This window comes from Marinovum sp. E3 (assembly GCF_055755275.1).
Window position 1 is genome coordinate 1,238,466 of record NZ_CM146908.1, and the last position, 15,806, is coordinate 1,254,271.

Here is a 15,806-nt window from a genome sequence, read left to right on the forward strand (position 1 = left end):
CGCTTTGGGCGTAACGGATGAATGCACCGGTACGAACGAAACATGTTGAATTAATTGGCGCAGTCAGCCACGATTCTGGGCTATCAAGTTGAGATTTTTAGGTTGCAGCGACCCTTTCTGCAATCTTGCGGAGATGCCGCAGGTCCGTTCCACAGCAGCCGCCCAAAATGCGGACGCCAGAGTGTGACCCCTTGAGGTCGGCGAGCTGCCGACTCAACTCGTCAGGATCGCCATCATCAAGAACTTCCGCATTGTCCAACTCTTCGTGGCTTTGCCGAGATGCATTTGCGACGATGCCAGCAAGTTTGACTTCCCAGTTTCCGCCGTCAAACCCGTTTGCAATATGGTCTGGATGCGCGCAATTCACCATAATCGCCAGTGGATTCGCCGTGTCGGCAAGTTGCGTGACGGCGTCGGCCAAAGTCGTCCCATCGGCCAGCTTACCGTCTGTCTCAACAACAAAGGAGATGACAGCCGGTATGCCCAACTCTTGCGCCGCCAGCGAGATGCCGATCGCCTCTGCTGCTGACCCAAGTGTGTAGGCACTTATGACGTCAGCGCCAGCCTCCTTGGCGGCCGCAATCTGCGGGCGGTGATAGTCGGCGGCGAGCTTGGCCGATGCCATCCCCGGCGCGTAGCCATCGCCTTGAGGGCCAATCTGAACACTGACACAAATCGCTGCATCGGCGTGTTCATTCGAGACGCTGCGCACCAGAGCAACCGCATCGCGGGTCACACGCGGCAGGTCTTCGGCCGCATAGCCGACAGCTTTCGCGCGGTCAGGATTTGCCATCCAAGTTGGCGTGTCCAAAATTACGCCTGCACCGGTGTCGCGGCCGATCTGGATCAAATCCTCATAATAGTCCCGAAGCCGCTGTCGTCCGTCAGAGTTGTCGATCAAGGGGAACGCCGCAAATTCCGGCAACTCTACACCGTGATTGAAAATCAGATCGGTCTCCATGCCTGTCCACGACAGCCAAGTCCGATCACCACCTAGAATTTCCGTTTTCATCATTTTTTTGACCCCCGTCCTCTTGCCGAAGACGGTCATGGCTTCAGCTTGGAATTGGACCTCACATTAGGGTCAGGACTCATAGCCAGTAAATGACGAGTGCGGCGAGAGCGATGGCTGACAGGAAGACCTTCGGGCACCGGTCGTATCGGGTCGCCACACGCCGCCAATCCTTCAGCCTGCCGAACATGATTTCGATCCGATTGCGGCGTCTGTAGCGGCGCTTGTCGTACTTGACGGTTTTCTTGCGCTGCTTGCGACCGGGGATGCAGGCGCGTATCCCTTTGTCTTTCAACGCTTCTCGGAACCAGTCGGCGTCATACCCTCGATCTCCGAGCAGCCATTCCACCTTTGGCAAACTGCTCACCAAGGCGCGGGCACCGATATAGTCGCTGACCTGACCGGCAGTGACAAACAGGTTGAGCGGTCGGCCCTGACTATCGCAGACCGCATGCAGCTTTGTGTTCATGCCGCCTTTGGTCCGACCTATCAGGCGTCCAGGCCCCCCTTTTTCACGCCCATGCTGGTCGCTGTGCGATGCGCCTTCAGGTAGGTGGCGTCAATCATCACGGTCTTCTCTTCGCCGTGCCCGGCAGCCAGTCCGGCCATCATCCGGGTAAAGATGCCTCTGTCACTCCACCGCTTCCAGCGGTTGTAGAGTGTCTTGTGTGGGCCATACGCACTCGGCGCGTCGCGCCACCGCAAGCCATTGCGATTGATGAAGATAATTCCACTCAACACACGCCGATCATCGACGCGGGGTTTGCCGTGGGACTTCGGGAAGAAGGGCTCAAGACGCGCCATCTGTGCATCTGTCAGCCAGAAAAGATCGGACATGTTCACCGCTCGTTTTTCGAACCGTGAATCACGCCGACAGGCGGAAATCAATGGGTCCTGACCCTAGCAACCTTAACTTCGAAATAAAGTGAAAGCTGACCTTCGTGCATTTTGCAGCATCGGTCAAAGTGGGCTCGAAGCAGTTATTGAACCCACGGCAATGCCGCACCATCCACCCCTCATCGCATCCAGAAACCTTCGCGCCTGATCTTGTTGCGGATCGCCTGTTCCTTGCGCGGCAGGTTATCGCGGTCGAACAGGTCGCGTACCTTGTGGCCGCGCCCCTGATAGATCATCCGCAGGGCGGGTTCGTATTCCTTGAGCCGTTTCTTCACCTTGTTCGGCGCGGCGACGATCTCGAGCGTGTCGACCACATGCTTGCCCTCGCGCGCAAAGAGCAGCGGCAGGAACCGGTAGTGACAGGAATGCGTGCCATCGAGCATGCCGGGGGGCAGGGTATCACGTCCGCCGCCGAGAGAATGGATCACCAACGGCAGCGCCACCTGGTCGAGCCAGGGGGTCATCGGCTGACAGACCAGCGCCGGCGGGGGATCGTCGCGGATCGCCAGGGCATAATCGAGGAACCGCGCGCCGAATTCGCGGGGGCAGCGGTAGAAGAAGAAGCCGGCGTTGAAATAGAGGTAACGCTGCCAGTATTCCTCGGGCTGCGTCGGATCGAGCGAGCTTTCGAAATCGAGGCCGAACTTGTCGTAGAGCGATTTCCAGATCTCGGTATACCCCGGCCCGTATAGCTCGATCCTGGGCCAGGTGCCCTCGCGCCGCAGCGAGGCGGTGGGCCGGTCGAAATCGAAAGGCACTTCGGACAAAGCGCCGGTGATTAGTGTGTCGGTGTCGAAGAACACGAAAGGCTCGCCCTCGGGCAGAGCCGCCAGCGCCTCGATCTTGTTGCCATGCGGGTAGCTGTGGCCGAAATGGCGGTTCTCGAACGGCAGGAACTCGGCGCCCAGCTCGAGCAGGAAATTGCGCAGGTCGTCGTTCTTGATGCGGGGGTCATGCGGCCAGAGCGGGCCGGGCTGCGGTTCGGCGATGAACAGCCGGCCGCGAAAGCCGCGGTTGGAATAGCGGAACGAGGCGGCGAAAAGCAGGGCCTCGTATTGCAGCCGTCCGGCCTGGGCCACGATCACGATATTGAACGGCCTGTCGCCTGTTGCCTGTCGCACCTGACTGCCCCCCGGAGTTGCCCATGGCTGTTTTGCCGGTGACTATAGGATGGAACCGGGCGCGCCAAAAGCCGTCATGACCGGGAAAATTCGCCGCCTTTCGGGGGCGGCCGGTTCAGCGCTCGCCGGCGGTTTCGGCCAAGGCCCGCGCGCCGATCTCGCGCCGGGCGGGCTGGGGCGCATGCAGCGGCGGGGCGAATTCGGGGTTGCGATAAATCCAGCGGCCGGCCGACATGGTGGCGGCGACAGCGCCGCTGGCGCGGTGCAGCAGCACCAGGTCGGCACGCTGCCCGGGCGCCAGCCGGCCCCGGTCGCGCAGCCCCAGCACCTGCGCCGGGCGCGACGATATCAGCGACCAGGCCCCGGCGATCGGCAGGGCGCCGCTGCGGTCGAGATGCAGCGCCGCCTGCATCAGCATTTCGGGCGTGCCATCGGAAACCAGCGCATCGCACATCCCGGCGGAAATCAGGTCGCGCGGATCGGGCATGTCGGGGCGGAGGCCGGGCGATGTCACCCCGGCGGCCGGAAGCGCCACCGGATCGGACCAGGCCCGCGCCACCGAAGCCGCGCCGCTCGCCACCGGGGCGACGCAGATCTTGGCGCCCATCATCGCCAGCCGCTCGCGCGACTGGCCGTCGCGGTCGCCGTAGCTGCCCGAGCGGATGTTCATCACGTCGAAGGCATGGGCCAGGTTGCACAGGAACCGGTGCACCTCGTCGCCGCGCAGGCGCAGCGCCCCGGCGGTGGCACGCAGCTCGGGCGCCACCGGCACGGCGGCATCGCTCAGGCTGTCGACAAACAGCACCGCGCTTACCCCGTAGCGGTGCAGCAGCTCGAGCAGCCGTGTCTCGGCGTCCATCATGTGGGTGTCGCAATGCAGCAGCACCCGCAGATCGGTGCGTGACCGCAGCCGATGGCTGGCGTGGCGGTCGAGAAAGCCGGCGGCGGCATCGGGCGCGCAGGCGCCGCCCTGCCAGCCCCAGCCCTGTGCCACCCAGGCGGTCGTGATCCCCTGGGCCGCAAGCTGCCGGTCGAGCGCGGCAAGGCTGGTGGTGCCGCCGGGCCGGGCGTGGATGTCGACGATGCCGGGCAGGATGTCATAGCCGGGCAGCGCCACTTCCGGCGCCGGGCCTTCGGAAATCATGCCATCCGAAATGGTCAGCGCCCGGGCCTCGAAGCCGGTGGCACCGAGCACACGCGCGCCGGTGATGCGCAGAGGCAAGGAAAGAACGGACATGGGCCTGCTCGTGGTTCTCGATCTGAGACCTTGGTAGCGCAGCAATGTTGCGCCGACGTGACAAACCGCCCCCGGATGCCTCACTTGGGCGTTATGTTTGTATCCATGTGTCGCGCGCGCGCCTCAGCCGGTCAGCGGCGCGCGGCGGATCAGGTGAAATCGCCCGGTCGCGGCGTCGGCCCCCAGCAGCGAGAGCGCCTCGATGGCAAAGGGGGCCGGCAGCAGCGGCGCAAGATGGCGGGTGAGCGCTTCGGTTACCGGCGCGATCTCCTCCGGGCGCAGCGGGCCGGTCAGGGTGATGTGAAAGCGGAAATCCTCCATCACATGCGGATAGCCCCAGCGGATCAGGTTGGCCTCCTGCCGCGGGCTGAGCCGTGCCTTGCGGCGGCGGGCCAGCGCCTCGGCCGTGGGCGGGGCGCGGAAACGGTCGAATTGCTGCACGGTCGCGGCCGCCAGATCGGCAAGCGCCCGGGTGTCGCCGCGCGGGACGAGCGCCAGGAAACGGCCGATCCGCGTCACCTCCAGCTCGTCGAGCCACACCGGCGCGCGGCCGGCGGCAAAGGCGTCCAATGCACCCGTCAGTTCATCCGCCACGCAGCCGGGGGCGAGGTGAAACGGCGGTTTGAGCGTGCCATGCGCGCCGTATTTGCGGGGCCTGTCGGTGAGCGCGGCGGCCGGGCGGGGCAGCCCGGCCAGCACCGGCGGCTGACGATCGGCGCCGCGCGTCGCATCCCAGCCCAGCCAGTCGGCCAGCGCCTCGGCCAGCGCCCCTTCGGGCGGGGTGTAGTAGATCGCGTACCGGTCGAACATCGCTCACTCTTCGGGTTTCGGGCGCAGCCGGGCGCGCAGGTGCCGCTCGATCCTGTCCCAGACCAGGCGGATGCGGCGCGAGGATTTCACCTCGCGATGCGCCACCAGCCAGACCGGGTAGCGGATCGGCCCGTGCCCCGGCAAGAGCCGCACCATGCCCGGGGTGGATCGGCCAAGGAAATCCGGCCCGATGCCGATCGCCACACCTTGCCGGGCCAGCTCCCAATGCACCAGGTGGTTGTCGGCGCGGATGGCCAGCATCTCACGCGTCAGGGGGATGTCGAAATTCGCCAGCGCACCGATCATCTGTTCGGCGCTGTCCATGGCGACAAAGTCATGTCCGGCGAAATCCTCCAGCCCCTGTGGCGTGCCCCGGCGGGCCAGATAGGCCTCGGAGGCATAAAACCAGCCGGTGTCCTCGGCGATCCGCTTGGCGGTCAGCGCCGGATCTTTCGGCGCGGTGTTGCGGATCGCGATATCGGCCTCGCGGCGGCGCAGGTCGGTCACCGCATTGGTGGCGTTGATTTCGATCTCGAGCCCCGGCGCGTTCTGACGCAGCTCGGCCACCACGGCGGGCAGCAGATAGGCGGAATAGATCTCGGATGCGGTGATGCAGACCCGCCCGGCGATTTCCTGGCTCTGCCCCGAGGCGGCAAGCGAGATGCGGGTGGCAGCGGCGCCCATGGCGCGGACATGATCGACAAGCTCGATCCCGGTGGGCGTCAGCTCCAGCCCCCGGCCGGTGCGTTCAAACAGCGCCACGCCCAATTCATCCTCGAGGGCGCTGACCTGACGGCCAAGCGTGGGTTGCGCCATGCCCAACGCACGGGCGGCGGCCGAAAGCGAGCCCTCCTCGGCGGTCACCAGGAACGCGCGGGCGCGGTTCCAGTCAAAGGTGATGCTGCGCCAATCCATGCGAAAATGCATATCAGCCCTGCCGGATTGGTCAATTCCCCAAAGGCTCGCGCATGGCTACCTTGGCGTCAATCAGGGGATCAACCCGAGGAAGGAGGCCGGTCATGAAAGCGGCGATCTATCGGAAATATGGCGGGCCCGAGGTGGTTCGGATCGAAAACACCGCCCGGCCCGCGCCCGGGCCGGGCGAGATGCTGGTCAAGGTGGCGCATGGCAGCGTGACGACCGCCGACTGGCGGCTGCGCGCGGCGGCCTTTCCCGGCGTCCTGGCGGTTCCGGGGCGGCTGATGTTCGGGCTGCGCCGCCCGCGCCAGCCGGTGCTGGGCAGCGAGTTTTCCGGCGAGGTGGTGGCGCTGGGCGCGGGCGTGACCGAGTTCGCGCCGGGGCAGGCGGTCTTTGGCTTTGTGATGCAGGGCGCGCATGCGGAATACCTTGTGGTCAAGGCCGCTGGCGCGGTGCTGCCGGTGCCCGAGGGGCTCGATCCGGCCGAGGCGGCGGCGCTGCCGTTCGGCGGGCTCTCGGCGCTGGTGTTCCTGCGCGACTATGCAAAGCTCGCCCCGGGGCAGAAGTTGCTGGTGGTCGGGGCCTCCGGCGGGGTCGGTGCCTATGCGGTGCAGATTGCGCGGGCCCTGGGGGCAGAGGTGACCGGCGTCGCCTCCGGCGCGCATGAGGCCTTTGTGCGCGGCCTGGGGGCGGTGGGCTTCGTCGATTACCGCCGCCAGTCGCTGCGCGGGCTGGGCAGCCGGTTCGATGTGGTGATCGACACCGTGGGCGCGACGGATTTCGCCACCGCCCGGGCGGTGCTTGCGCCCAGGGGGGTCTTCGTGCCGCTGAACTTCGGGGTGCGCGAGATCGGGCAGGCGCTCTGGTCGCAGGTCTTCGGTCGGCGAAAGCTGCGCCTCGGGGTCAGCGGTGACACCAAGGCGGATCTGCGGGTACTCGCGCGCTGGGTCGAGGAGGGCCGCCTGCGCCCGGTGATCGACCGGCGGTTTCCGCTCACGGAAATCCGGGCCGCCTATGCGCTTGTCGAGGGGCGCCACCGCCAGGGCGCGGTTCTGCTCGACATGGCGGCCTGAGGGCGGCTTGAGGGCGGATTGCGGCTCCGGCGGGCGCTCTCAGGCGCTGTGCCGGGGCACCAGGCGACCGCCGAACTGGCACAGGCCGCTGCCGTCACTGCGGTTGAGCACCACCTCGGCAAGCGCCTCGGCCATGGCGGTCATCGGCTGGCGATAGGTGGTCAGGTCATAGACCCGGTTGGCCGCCAACGGCACATCGTCAAAGCCGGTGACGGCAATGTCGTCGGGCACCCGCAGCCCCAGCGCGTGGCGCAGCGCATCCATCGCGCCGATTGCCAGCGCATCGTTCTCGCAGACGATCACATCCGGGTAGGCGCGACGCGACGTCAGATTGCGCTCGATGATCTCGAAGGCGCGGCGCGGGTCATAGGAGCCGACGCTCAGCACCTCTGGCGTGACGTCGAAACGGCTCTGCCAATGGGCGACAAAGGTCTCCTTGCGAAAGACATGCGCCGAACGGGTGTCGGGGCCGGCCAGGAACAGCGGCCGGCGATAGCCCTTGTCGATCACGTAGTCGGTGATCTCGCGCATCGCCGCGACGTCATCGACGCAGATCGAGATGGTCTCGGGATGGTCCGAGGCGCGGGCAAAGAGGATCAGTTTCTTCACCCGCCGCGCCCCCAGCGCCGCATGCAGGATCGAATCGTCGAAATTCACCCCGATCAGCACCGCCGCATCGACCCGCCGCTGGGTGGCATTGCGCAGCGCGTGCTGCGCATCCTCCGACCCCAGGGTGTTGACCAGCAAGGTGTCGAGCCCGGCATTGCGCATCGCCGTGGTGAGCCGTTCGAGCATCACCAGCTTGTGCGGGTTGTTGAAATCGTCAACCAAAACCGCCACCAGGTTCGACCGCTCCGAGGCCAGGGAAGAGGCCAGCAGATCAGGCGCATAGCCCAGCTCCTCTGCCGCCGCCATCACCTTGGCGCGGGTCTTTTCCGAGATCGAGGCATTGTTCTTGAAGGCGCGGGTCACCGTCCAGCGCGACACGCCGGCAATCGCTGCCACGTCGTCTGCGGTGGGCAGGGGCCGGGAAGAAAGCTCGTCGTCTGTCATGCGTTGTGCTGGTCGCTCCTTCTGCGCCCGGCGCCGGGCGCGCCGTAATGAGACCGGGTAGACCACATTTTGCTCGCGCGTGCAATAAGCTCTTGCACGCGCGAGCAAGCTTGACCATGTTGCGGCCAAATCAAAGGGAATCGGGGGAGATGAACATGCTGAGGGTCGGACTTCTTGGGGCAGGGCGGATCGGTTTTGTCCATGCCCGCACCATCACCCGCCATGCCGACAGCACGCTGGTTGCGGTGTCGGATTTCGTTCCTGACAATGCGGAAAGGCTGGCCGCGCAATACGGCGCCACGGCGCGCACGACGGACGGGATCCTTGCCGATGCCGAGATTGACGCGGTGCTGATCGCGACCTCGACGGACACGCACTCCGATCTGATCGAACGGGCGACGGCGGCGGGCAAGGCGGTGCTGTGCGAGAAACCGGTCGATCTTTCGCTGGAGCGGGCGCAGCGCTGTCTTGCCGCGACACGAGGCAAGGGCCAGCCGGTGATGATCGGCTTCAACCGGCGGTTCGACCCCAGCTTCGGCGCGCTGAAATCCGCGCTCGACGCGGGCGAGGTGGGCAAACCCGAGTTGCTGTCGCTCACCTCCTTCGATCCGGCGCCGCCGCCGGTGTCCTACATCAAGGTCTCGGGCGGGCTGTTCCGCGACATGATGATCCATGATTTCGACATGGCGAATTTCCTGATGGGCGGGGCGCCGGTCTCGGTCTCGGCCACCGGCAGTTCGGTTGTCGACCCCGAGATCGGCGCGTCGGGCGATGTCGATACCGCCGTGGTCACGCTGAGCTATGCCGATGGCCGCATCGCGGTGATCAAGAACTCGCGCCGGGCGGTGTATGGCTATGATCAGCGGATCGAGCTTCTTGGCTCCGAAGGGCTGTTGCAGGCGCAGAATATCGCGGAAAACACCGTGGTCAAATCCACCGCGGCCGGCGTGACCGGCGCCAGGCCGGTGCTGTTCTTCCTCGAACGCTACATGCCGGCCTATGCCGCCGAATGGGAGGCCTTCGTGACCGCGATCAACTCCGGCGCGGCGATGCCGGTGACGCTGGAGGACGGGGTGGCGGCGCTGGCGATGGCCGAGGCGGCGACGCGATCCGCCAAGTCCGGCCAACCCGTGAGGCTTGCGGATGTCTGAAGTATTTGCAGCAAAAGTGGGCACAGGCTTTGCGTCCGCAAATACGTCCGGCGAACATGAGCTCGATCTGATCACCATCGGCCGGTCGTCGGTGGATCTTTACGGCGCGCAGGTTGGCGGGCGGTTGGAGGATATGGGGTCCTTCGACAAGTACATTGGCGGCTCGCCGACCAATATCGCCTGCGGCACGGCACGGCTGGGGTTGCGTTCGGCCGTGATCACCGGGGTGGGGGACGAGCACATGGGCCGCTTCATCACCGAGCAGCTGGCGCGTGAGGGGGTGAGCACCGAGGGCGTCAAGGTCGACCCGGAGCGGCTGACCGCGCTGGTGCTCCTGGGCATCCGCGACCAGGAGCAGTTTCCGCTGATCTTCTACCGCGAGAATTGCGCCGACATGGGGCTGACCGAGGATGACATCGACCCCGATTTCATCCGCCGGGCGCGGGCGGTGGTGGCGACCGGCACGCATCTGTCGAACCCCAAGGTCGAGGCGGCGACGCTGAAGGCGCTGGAGATCGCGCGGGCGGCGGGGGCGAGATGCGCGCTCGACATCGATTACCGGCCCAACCTCTGGGGGGTGGCGGGCCATGGCGCGGGCGAGCGCCGCTTTGTCGAAAGCGCCGCGGTGACCGCCAAATTGCAGGAAAGCCTGCCTCTGTTCGACCTGATTGTCGGCACCGAGGAGGAGTTCCACATCGCAGGTGGCTCGACCGACACGGTCGCGGCGCTGCGCGCGGTGCGGGCGGTCTCGGGTGCGACGCTGGTCTGCAAACGCGGCGCGGCCGGCGCGGTGGCCTTCACCGGCGCGATCCCCGACAGCCTCGATGAGGGCGAGACAGGCCCCGGTTTCCCGATCGAGGTGTTCAACGTGCTGGGCGCGGGCGATGGCTTCATGTCGGGGTTGCTGAAGGGCTGGCTCGATTTCGAGAAGGGGGGCGAGGACTGGCCCACCGCGCTCAAATACGCCAATGCCTGCGGCGCCTTCGCGGTCAGCCGCCATGGCTGCACCCCGGCCTATCCGTCCTGGGACGAGCTGCAATTCTTCTTCGACCGGGGCCTGCAACGGCCCGACCTCAGGAACGATGCCGCGTTGGAGCAGGTGCATTGGGCGACCACCCGCTCTTCCAGATCGGGGGGCGACTGGTCGCAGGTCAAGACCTTTGCCTTCGACCACCGCCTTCAGCTCGAGGAGATGGACGGCTATACCCTGGAAAAGGGCGGCCGGTTCAAGGAACTCTGCCTTGAGGCCGCGCTGCGGGTGCAGGCCGGCCGGCCGGGCTACGGCATCCTCTGCGACAACCGCATCGGGCGCGCGGCGCTGCACCGGGCCTCCGGCAGCGGGCTGTGGATCGGGCGGCCGACGGAGCTTCCGGGCTCGCGGCCGATCGCCTTCGAGCCGGAACTGGGCGCCGATCTCGGCCAGTTCCGCGAATGGGCCCGCGAGAATGTGGTCAAGCTGCTGGTCTTCTGCCACCCCGACGACGCTGCCGACACGATGGCCGCGCAGGTCGGGCAGGTGACGCGCCTGTTCACGGCGGCGCGGCGCAACGGGCTGGAATTCCTGCTGGAACTCATCCCGTCCAAGGTCGGGCCGGTGGATGACGAGACCTCGGCCAGGCTGATCCAGCGCTTCTATGATGCCGGCGTCTTTCCCGACTGGTGGAAGCTGGAGCCGTTCAGGACCGAGGCGGCCTGGGCGAATGCGGTGGCAGCGATCACCCGCAACGATCCGCGCAGCCGCGGCATCGTGGTGCTGGGGCTCGACGCGCCGGAAGAGGCGCTGGCGGAGAGCTTTGCGCTGGCCGCGAAACAGCCGCTGGTCAAGGGCTTTGCCGTGGGGCGCACGATCTTTGGCCCGGCCGCGCGGCGCTGGCTGGCCGGCGAGATCACCGATGCCGAGGCGGTGGCCGAAATGGCCGAGAACTACAGCCGCCTGTGCACCATCTGGGACAAGGCCCGCGCCCGGGCCATGGAGGAGGCCACATGACAGCAACGATCCGACTGACCGCCGCACAGGCGATGGTGCGCTATATCGCGGCGCAGAAAAACCAGGATGGCGATCCTTTCCTTGCCGGGTGCTGGGCGATCTTCGGCCATGGCAATGTGGCCGGGCTCGGCGAGGCGCTGCATGCCGTGAAGGACAGCTTTCCCACCTGGCGCGGCCACAACGAACAGACCATGGCGCATGCCGCGATTGCCTATGCCAAGCAATCGGGGCGCAAACGGGCGATGGCGGTCACCTCCTCGATCGGTCCGGGGGCGGCCAACATGGTCACCGCCGCGGCGCTGGCGCATGTCAATCGGCTGCCCGTGCTGCTGATCCCGGGCGACGTCTTTGCCACCCGTGGCCCCGACCCGGTGCTGCAACAGATCGAGGACCTCCAGGATGGCACGGCAACCGTTAATGATGCGTTTAGGCCGCTGACGCGGTATTTTGACCGCATTACCCGCCCGGAACAGCTTCTGACGGCGCTGCCGCGGGCCTTTCGCGTCCTGACCGATCCGGCAGACTGCGGCCCGGTCTGCCTGTCTTTCTGTCAGGATGTTCAGGCCGAAGCTTTTGAATATCCCGAGAGTTTCTTTGTGCCCCGGGTCTGGCGCCCGCGTCGCATCCGCCCCGACGAGGCCGAGCTGGCCGAGGTCGCCGAGATCATCCGCGCCGCCCGCCGCCCGGTGATCGTGGCCGGCGGCGGGGTGCATTACGCCGGTGCCACCGGGGCGCTGCACGCCTTTGCCGAGGCGCACAACATCCCGGTGACCGAGACCCAGGCCGGCAAATCGGCGCTGCCCTGGGACCATGCGCTCAACCTCGGACCGGTCGGTGTCACCGGCGGCGCGGCGGCCAATACGGTCTGCGCCGAGGCCGATATGGTGCTCGGGGTCGGCACGCGGTTCCAGGACTTCACCACCGGGTCGTGGGGGCTGTTCGCCAATCCGTCGCGCAGGCTGATCTCGCTCAATGTCGCGGCCTATGACGCGATGAAACACGGCGCCGCGCCGTTGCTGGCGGACGCCCTGGTCGGGCTGACGGAGTTGAGCGCGGCGCTCGACGGCTATACCGCGCCGGGCAAGACCGACGGGCTGAAAGACGACTGGTTCGCCAAGGTCGACCCGCTGACGGCGGCGCCTGAGGACAGCAATCAGCTGCCGACCGACATGCAGGTGATCGGCGCGGTGCAGCGCGCCGCCACGCCGGAAACCGTCGTCATGTGCGCCGCCGGCACCATGCCGGGCGAGCTGCACAAGTTGTGGAAGGCCGGGCGCCCGGGCAGCTACCACATGGAATACGGCTTTAGCTGCATGGGCTACGAGATCGCCGGCGCCATGGGCATCAAGATGGCGGATCCGGCGCGCGACGTGATCTGCTTTACCGGCGACGGCACCTACATGATGGCCAATTCCGAGATGGCGACGGCGGCGATGATGGGCATCGCCTTTACCGTGGTGGTGACCGACAACCGCGGCTATGGCTGCATCAACCGGCTCCAGATGGGCTGTGGCGGGGCCGAGTTCAACAACCTGCTCGATCACACGATCCACGAGACCCCCTCGGCGATCGACTTTGCCAAACATGCCGAGGCGATGGGGGCCACCGCGGTCAAGGTCGGCTCGATCGCCGAGCTGGAAGCGGCGCTGGCCCGGCGTCACGACGCCAGGGGGCCTTACGTGGTGGTGATCGACACCGATCCCTATCCCTCGACCGAACACGGCGGCGCCTGGTGGGATGTCGGCGTGCCGGAAGTCTCGGAGCGCCCAGCGGTGCGCGATGCCCGCGCCCGATACACCGAAAACAAGCAGAAACAACGCGCGGATTGATCCGTAGGGTGCGTGCTTTGCACGCACCGCCAAGAAGGACGAGACCCATGGCTGTAAGGATCGGCATCTCCCTGATCGCCTGGCAGAACGACGACCTGCCGGAGCTGACGAAGGACTTCACCACCGAGGGCGCGATGCAGGATGCCGCCAGGATCGGCTATTCCGGCGTCGAGCGCGGCCGCCGAATGCCGGCCGACACCGCGGGCCTGCGCGCATACCTCGACCGCTACGGAGTCGCGCTTTGCGGCGGCTGGTGCTCGGGCAACCTGTTGGTCAACGACCTCAAGACCGAGAAGGCGGCGATCGCGGCGCAAGTGGAACAATTCGCCGCCCTCGACGCGCCCTGTATCGTCTATGCGGAATGCTCCAACACCATCCAGGGCGACCGGGGCACGCCGGTGTCGCGCCGCCCCAGGCTCTCGCGCGACGAAGTGACCGCCTATGCGAAGAAACTCTCGGAGCTGGCGAAATGGACGCGCGATCAGGGGGTTGTGCTCTCCTACCACCACCACATGGGCGCCATGGTGCAGGATGCCTGCGACATCGACTGGCTGATGGCGGGCTCCGACCCGGCGCTGACGCTGCTCTATGACACCGGGCATCTGCATTTTGCCGGCGCCGATCCGCTGGCGGTGCTCGACCGCTGGGGCGACCGGGTGCATCATGTGCACGTCAAGGACGTGCGCCAGCCGGTGCTCGACTGGGTCCGGGCCGAGGACCGCAGCTTCCTCGACGGCGTCGCGGCCGGGGTCTATTCGGTGCCGGGCGACCCGGAGGGCTGCCTCGACTTCCAGGCGGTGACCGACCGGCTGAAGGCGATGGACTATGATGGCTGGATCGTCGTCGAGGCCGAACAGGATCCGGCCAAGGCGCCGCCGTTTGAATATTCCAGGCGCGGGTATGACCATCTCGTCGAGATCTGCACCCGGTCCGGACTGAACATCCAACCCTGAGGAGGCGCCCATGCCCGATCTGCTCTGCAAACCCTTCGGCACTCACGGCAAGGTGCATGAGATCACCCCCGCGCGCGCCGGCTGGCGCCACGTCGGCTTCTCGCTCTACCGCCTGCGCCCCGGCGAGACCGCGGCCGAGGCGACCGGCGCGCGCGAGGTGATCCTTGTCATGGTCGAGGGCAAGGCGGCGATCACCGCCGCCGGCCGGGATTGGGGCACCCTCGGCGCGCGGATGAATGTCTTCGAGAAGACCCCGCCGCATTGTCTTTACCTGCCGAACGGGACCGAATGGTCGCTGCTGGCCGAGACCGATTGCACCGTCGCGGTCTGTTCGGCGCCGGGCCGCGGCGGCCATGCGCCGCGCCGCATCGGCCCCGAGGGCATCACGCTCACCGAACGCGGCCGGGGCACCAACACCCGCCACATCAACAACATCGCGATGGAAGCCGAGGATTACTGCGACTCCCTCTTGGTCACCGAGGTATTCACCCCCGCCGGTCACTGGTCCTCCTACCCCAGCCACCGTCACGACGAGGACGACTTCCCGCGCATCACCTATCTGGAGGAAACCTATTACCATCGCCTTAACCCGGCCTCGGGATTCGGCGTGCAGCGGGTCTATACCGAGGATGGCACGCTCGACGAATGCATGGCGGTGCACGATGGCGAGGTCGTTCTGGTCCCCCGCGGCCACCACCCCTGCGGCGCGCCTTACGGCTTCGAGATGTACTACCTCAACGTCATGGCCGGCCCCCGCCGCAACTGGCGATTCCTGCCCGACCCCGCCGTCAAGTGGATCATCGATAAAGACGGGTGACCGCGCCGGCATTCAACCGGACATCTGCGCCTCGGCAATCGGTTTCAGCGCCGCGTAGAGCACGCTGTGGATCGGGGTCGGCACGCCGTGACTTGCGCCGGCCCGCACCAGATCGCCGCTCAGATACTCATGTTCCAGCGGCTTGCCATTGCGCAGATCGTCGAGCATCGAGGCATGCATGTGATCGGGCAGCCCCTCGAGGAAGCCCCAGACCGTCTCGGCCGTGTCCGCCGGCATGTCGGGGCGCACCGCGCGGGCCACGGCGACCGCCTCTTCGACAGCGGCGCGAAACAGCGCCCGGCTCTCGGCGGTGGCACGCAGCGGCCCCATGTCGAGCCCGGTCAGCGTGGTCATCGAGGCCATGGTGCTCTGGCCGCAGAACTTGGTCCAGAGATCGATCAGGATGTTTTCGTGCAGCACCGGGGTGGTTCCGGCCTCGGTCAGCGCCTCGGCCAGCATTTCGCAGCGCGGGCTGATGCCGCCGCCGGCCTCGCCAAAGGTCAGCATGTCGAACGGCGCGGTATGGGCGATGACCCCGGGCTTGGCAATATGGCCGGGAATGCGGGCGACGCCGGGGATGACGTGTTGCGCGCCGATCGCGGCTGCCAGACGTTCCCAGGCGGTGATACCGTTCTGGCAGGTCACGACGGCGGTTTCCGGCGTCAGCATCGGGCGGATCGCCTCGGCCGCCGGTTCGACGTCGATGTTCTTGACCATGAACAGCACCGTATCGACCGGCCCGACCTCGGCCGGATCGCCGCTGGCGCCGATCCCGGGCAGATGCGCGTCGCCCTTGGGGCTACGGATGGTCAGACCGTTGCGGCGCAGCGCGTCGAGATGCGCGCCCCGTGCGATCAATGTCACCTCATGGCCGGCCTGCGCCAGCCGTCCGCCGAAATAGCCCCCCAGCGCGCCTGCGCCCATCACCGCGATCTTCAATGCCTGATC

Annotated in this window: 14 protein-coding genes; 6 read left to right on the forward strand and 8 right to left on the reverse strand. The window is 66.6% G+C overall.

Annotated elements, in window-relative coordinates; all coding sequences use genetic code 11:
• Positions 1 to 97: 97 nt before the first annotated feature.
• The 6 genes from AC0J5K_RS06085 to AC0J5K_RS06110 form a co-directional block, all read right to left on the reverse strand.
• Positions 98 to 1,051 (reverse strand): homocysteine S-methyltransferase family protein, encoded by a 954-nt coding sequence (locus AC0J5K_RS06085; protein ID WP_211568892.1) that lies wholly within the window; start codon positions 1,049 to 1,051, stop codon positions 98 to 100.
• 40 nt (positions 1,052 to 1,091) lie between these two features.
• Positions 1,092 to 1,849 (reverse strand): IS5 family transposase gene (locus tag AC0J5K_RS06090; RefSeq protein WP_141224905.1). Its coding sequence is split into 2 segments (ribosomal slippage): positions 1,092 to 1,513 and positions 1,513 to 1,849, totalling 759 coding nucleotides; the frame shifts between segments, so codons are not numbered across the junction.
• 179 nt (positions 1,850 to 2,028) lie between these two features.
• The gene (locus tag AC0J5K_RS06095) at positions 2,029 to 3,030 is read right to left on the reverse strand and encodes a hypothetical protein (protein ID WP_274564385.1); all 1,002 of its coding nucleotides are present in this window, start codon (positions 3,028 to 3,030) and stop codon (positions 2,029 to 2,031) included.
• Positions 3,031 to 3,145: 115 nt separating this feature from the next.
• Complete coding sequence (locus AC0J5K_RS06100) at positions 3,146 to 4,267, reverse strand: amidohydrolase family protein (protein ID WP_274564387.1); 1,122 nt, start codon at positions 4,265 to 4,267, stop codon at positions 3,146 to 3,148.
• A gap of 123 nt (positions 4,268 to 4,390) precedes the next feature.
• A complete protein-coding gene (locus AC0J5K_RS06105; RefSeq protein ID WP_274564389.1) occupies positions 4,391 to 5,077 on the reverse strand; it encodes a DUF1045 domain-containing protein in 687 nt (228 codons plus the stop codon).
• 3 nt (positions 5,078 to 5,080) lie between these two features.
• Positions 5,081 to 6,004 carry a LysR family transcriptional regulator gene (locus AC0J5K_RS06110; RefSeq protein ID WP_048532207.1) on the reverse strand — a complete coding sequence of 308 codons (924 nt, stop codon included), beginning with the start codon at positions 6,002 to 6,004 and terminating at the stop codon, positions 5,081 to 5,083.
• A gap of 92 nt (positions 6,005 to 6,096) precedes the next feature.
• Here AC0J5K_RS06110 and AC0J5K_RS06115 point away from each other — a divergent pair, with 92 nt between their 5' ends.
• Positions 6,097 to 7,068: an NAD(P)-dependent alcohol dehydrogenase gene (locus tag AC0J5K_RS06115; protein ID WP_274564392.1), complete on the forward strand. Its 972-nt coding sequence runs from the start codon at positions 6,097 to 6,099 to the stop codon at positions 7,066 to 7,068.
• A 39-nt stretch (positions 7,069 to 7,107) separates the two neighbouring features.
• Here the strand turns inward: AC0J5K_RS06115 and AC0J5K_RS06120 are convergent, their stop codons facing one another.
• Positions 7,108 to 8,121: a LacI family DNA-binding transcriptional regulator gene (locus tag AC0J5K_RS06120; protein ID WP_274564394.1), complete on the reverse strand. Its 1,014-nt coding sequence runs from the start codon at positions 8,119 to 8,121 to the stop codon at positions 7,108 to 7,110.
• Between the two features lie 155 nt (positions 8,122 to 8,276).
• Between AC0J5K_RS06120 and iolG the strand changes: the two genes are divergently transcribed.
• From iolG to iolB, 5 genes are read left to right on the forward strand one after another with little or no spacing between them, the layout of a single operon-like run.
• Positions 8,277 to 9,272: an inositol 2-dehydrogenase gene (iolG, locus tag AC0J5K_RS06125; protein ID WP_274564396.1), complete on the forward strand. Its 996-nt coding sequence runs from the start codon at positions 8,277 to 8,279 to the stop codon at positions 9,270 to 9,272.
• Positions 9,265 to 11,259 carry a bifunctional 5-dehydro-2-deoxygluconokinase/5-dehydro-2-deoxyphosphogluconate aldolase gene (locus AC0J5K_RS06130; protein ID WP_420398630.1) on the forward strand — a complete coding sequence of 665 codons (1,995 nt, stop codon included), beginning with the start codon at positions 9,265 to 9,267 and terminating at the stop codon, positions 11,257 to 11,259. The genes iolG and AC0J5K_RS06130 overlap by 8 nt, the downstream gene beginning before the upstream one ends.
• Positions 11,256 to 13,088, forward strand: a complete 1,833-nt coding sequence (iolD, locus tag AC0J5K_RS06135; RefSeq protein WP_274565299.1) for a 3D-(3,5/4)-trihydroxycyclohexane-1,2-dione acylhydrolase (decyclizing) — start codon at positions 11,256 to 11,258, stop codon at positions 13,086 to 13,088. Before AC0J5K_RS06130 ends, iolD begins: the two co-directional genes overlap by 4 nt.
• Before the next feature lie 47 nt (positions 13,089 to 13,135).
• The gene (gene iolE, locus AC0J5K_RS06140) at positions 13,136 to 14,041 is read left to right on the forward strand and encodes a myo-inosose-2 dehydratase (RefSeq protein WP_274565298.1); all 906 of its coding nucleotides are present in this window, start codon (positions 13,136 to 13,138) and stop codon (positions 14,039 to 14,041) included.
• Between the two features lie 10 nt (positions 14,042 to 14,051).
• Positions 14,052 to 14,858 carry a 5-deoxy-glucuronate isomerase gene (iolB, locus tag AC0J5K_RS06145; protein WP_085851855.1) on the forward strand — a complete coding sequence of 269 codons (807 nt, stop codon included), beginning with the start codon at positions 14,052 to 14,054 and terminating at the stop codon, positions 14,856 to 14,858.
• Between the two features lie 12 nt (positions 14,859 to 14,870).
• Here the strand turns inward: iolB and AC0J5K_RS06150 are convergent, their stop codons facing one another.
• Positions 14,871 to 15,797, reverse strand: coding sequence for a 2-dehydropantoate 2-reductase (locus AC0J5K_RS06150; protein ID WP_274591103.1), 927 nt, complete (start codon positions 15,795 to 15,797; stop codon positions 14,871 to 14,873).
• Between the last annotated feature and the right edge of the window lie 9 nt (positions 15,798 to 15,806).

Excerpts from the sequence above, each read along its gene's own strand:
- AC0J5K_RS06085 (WP_211568892.1), bottom strand. The coding sequence starts at position 1,051 with ATGACCGTCTTCGGCAAGAGGACGGGGGTCAAAAAAATGATGAAAACG.
- AC0J5K_RS06100 (WP_274564387.1), bottom strand. The coding sequence starts at position 4,267 with ATGTCCGTTCTTTCCTTGCCTCTGCGCATCACCGGCGCGCGTGTGCTC.
- AC0J5K_RS06105 (WP_274564389.1), bottom strand. The coding sequence starts at position 5,077 with ATGTTCGACCGGTACGCGATCTACTACACCCCGCCCGAAGGGGCGCTG.
- AC0J5K_RS06110 (WP_048532207.1), bottom strand. The coding sequence starts at position 6,004 with ATGCATTTTCGCATGGATTGGCGCAGCATCACCTTTGACTGGAACCGC.
- AC0J5K_RS06115 (WP_274564392.1), top strand. The coding sequence starts at position 6,097 with ATGAAAGCGGCGATCTATCGGAAATATGGCGGGCCCGAGGTGGTTCGG.
- AC0J5K_RS06120 (WP_274564394.1), bottom strand. The coding sequence starts at position 8,121 with ATGACAGACGACGAGCTTTCTTCCCGGCCCCTGCCCACCGCAGACGAC.
- iolG (WP_274564396.1), top strand. The coding sequence starts at position 8,277 with ATGCTGAGGGTCGGACTTCTTGGGGCAGGGCGGATCGGTTTTGTCCAT.
- AC0J5K_RS06130 (WP_420398630.1), top strand. The coding sequence starts at position 9,265 with ATGTCTGAAGTATTTGCAGCAAAAGTGGGCACAGGCTTTGCGTCCGCA.
- iolD (WP_274565299.1), top strand. The coding sequence starts at position 11,256 with ATGACAGCAACGATCCGACTGACCGCCGCACAGGCGATGGTGCGCTAT.
- iolE (WP_274565298.1), top strand. The coding sequence starts at position 13,136 with ATGGCTGTAAGGATCGGCATCTCCCTGATCGCCTGGCAGAACGACGAC.
- iolB (WP_085851855.1), top strand. The coding sequence starts at position 14,052 with ATGCCCGATCTGCTCTGCAAACCCTTCGGCACTCACGGCAAGGTGCAT.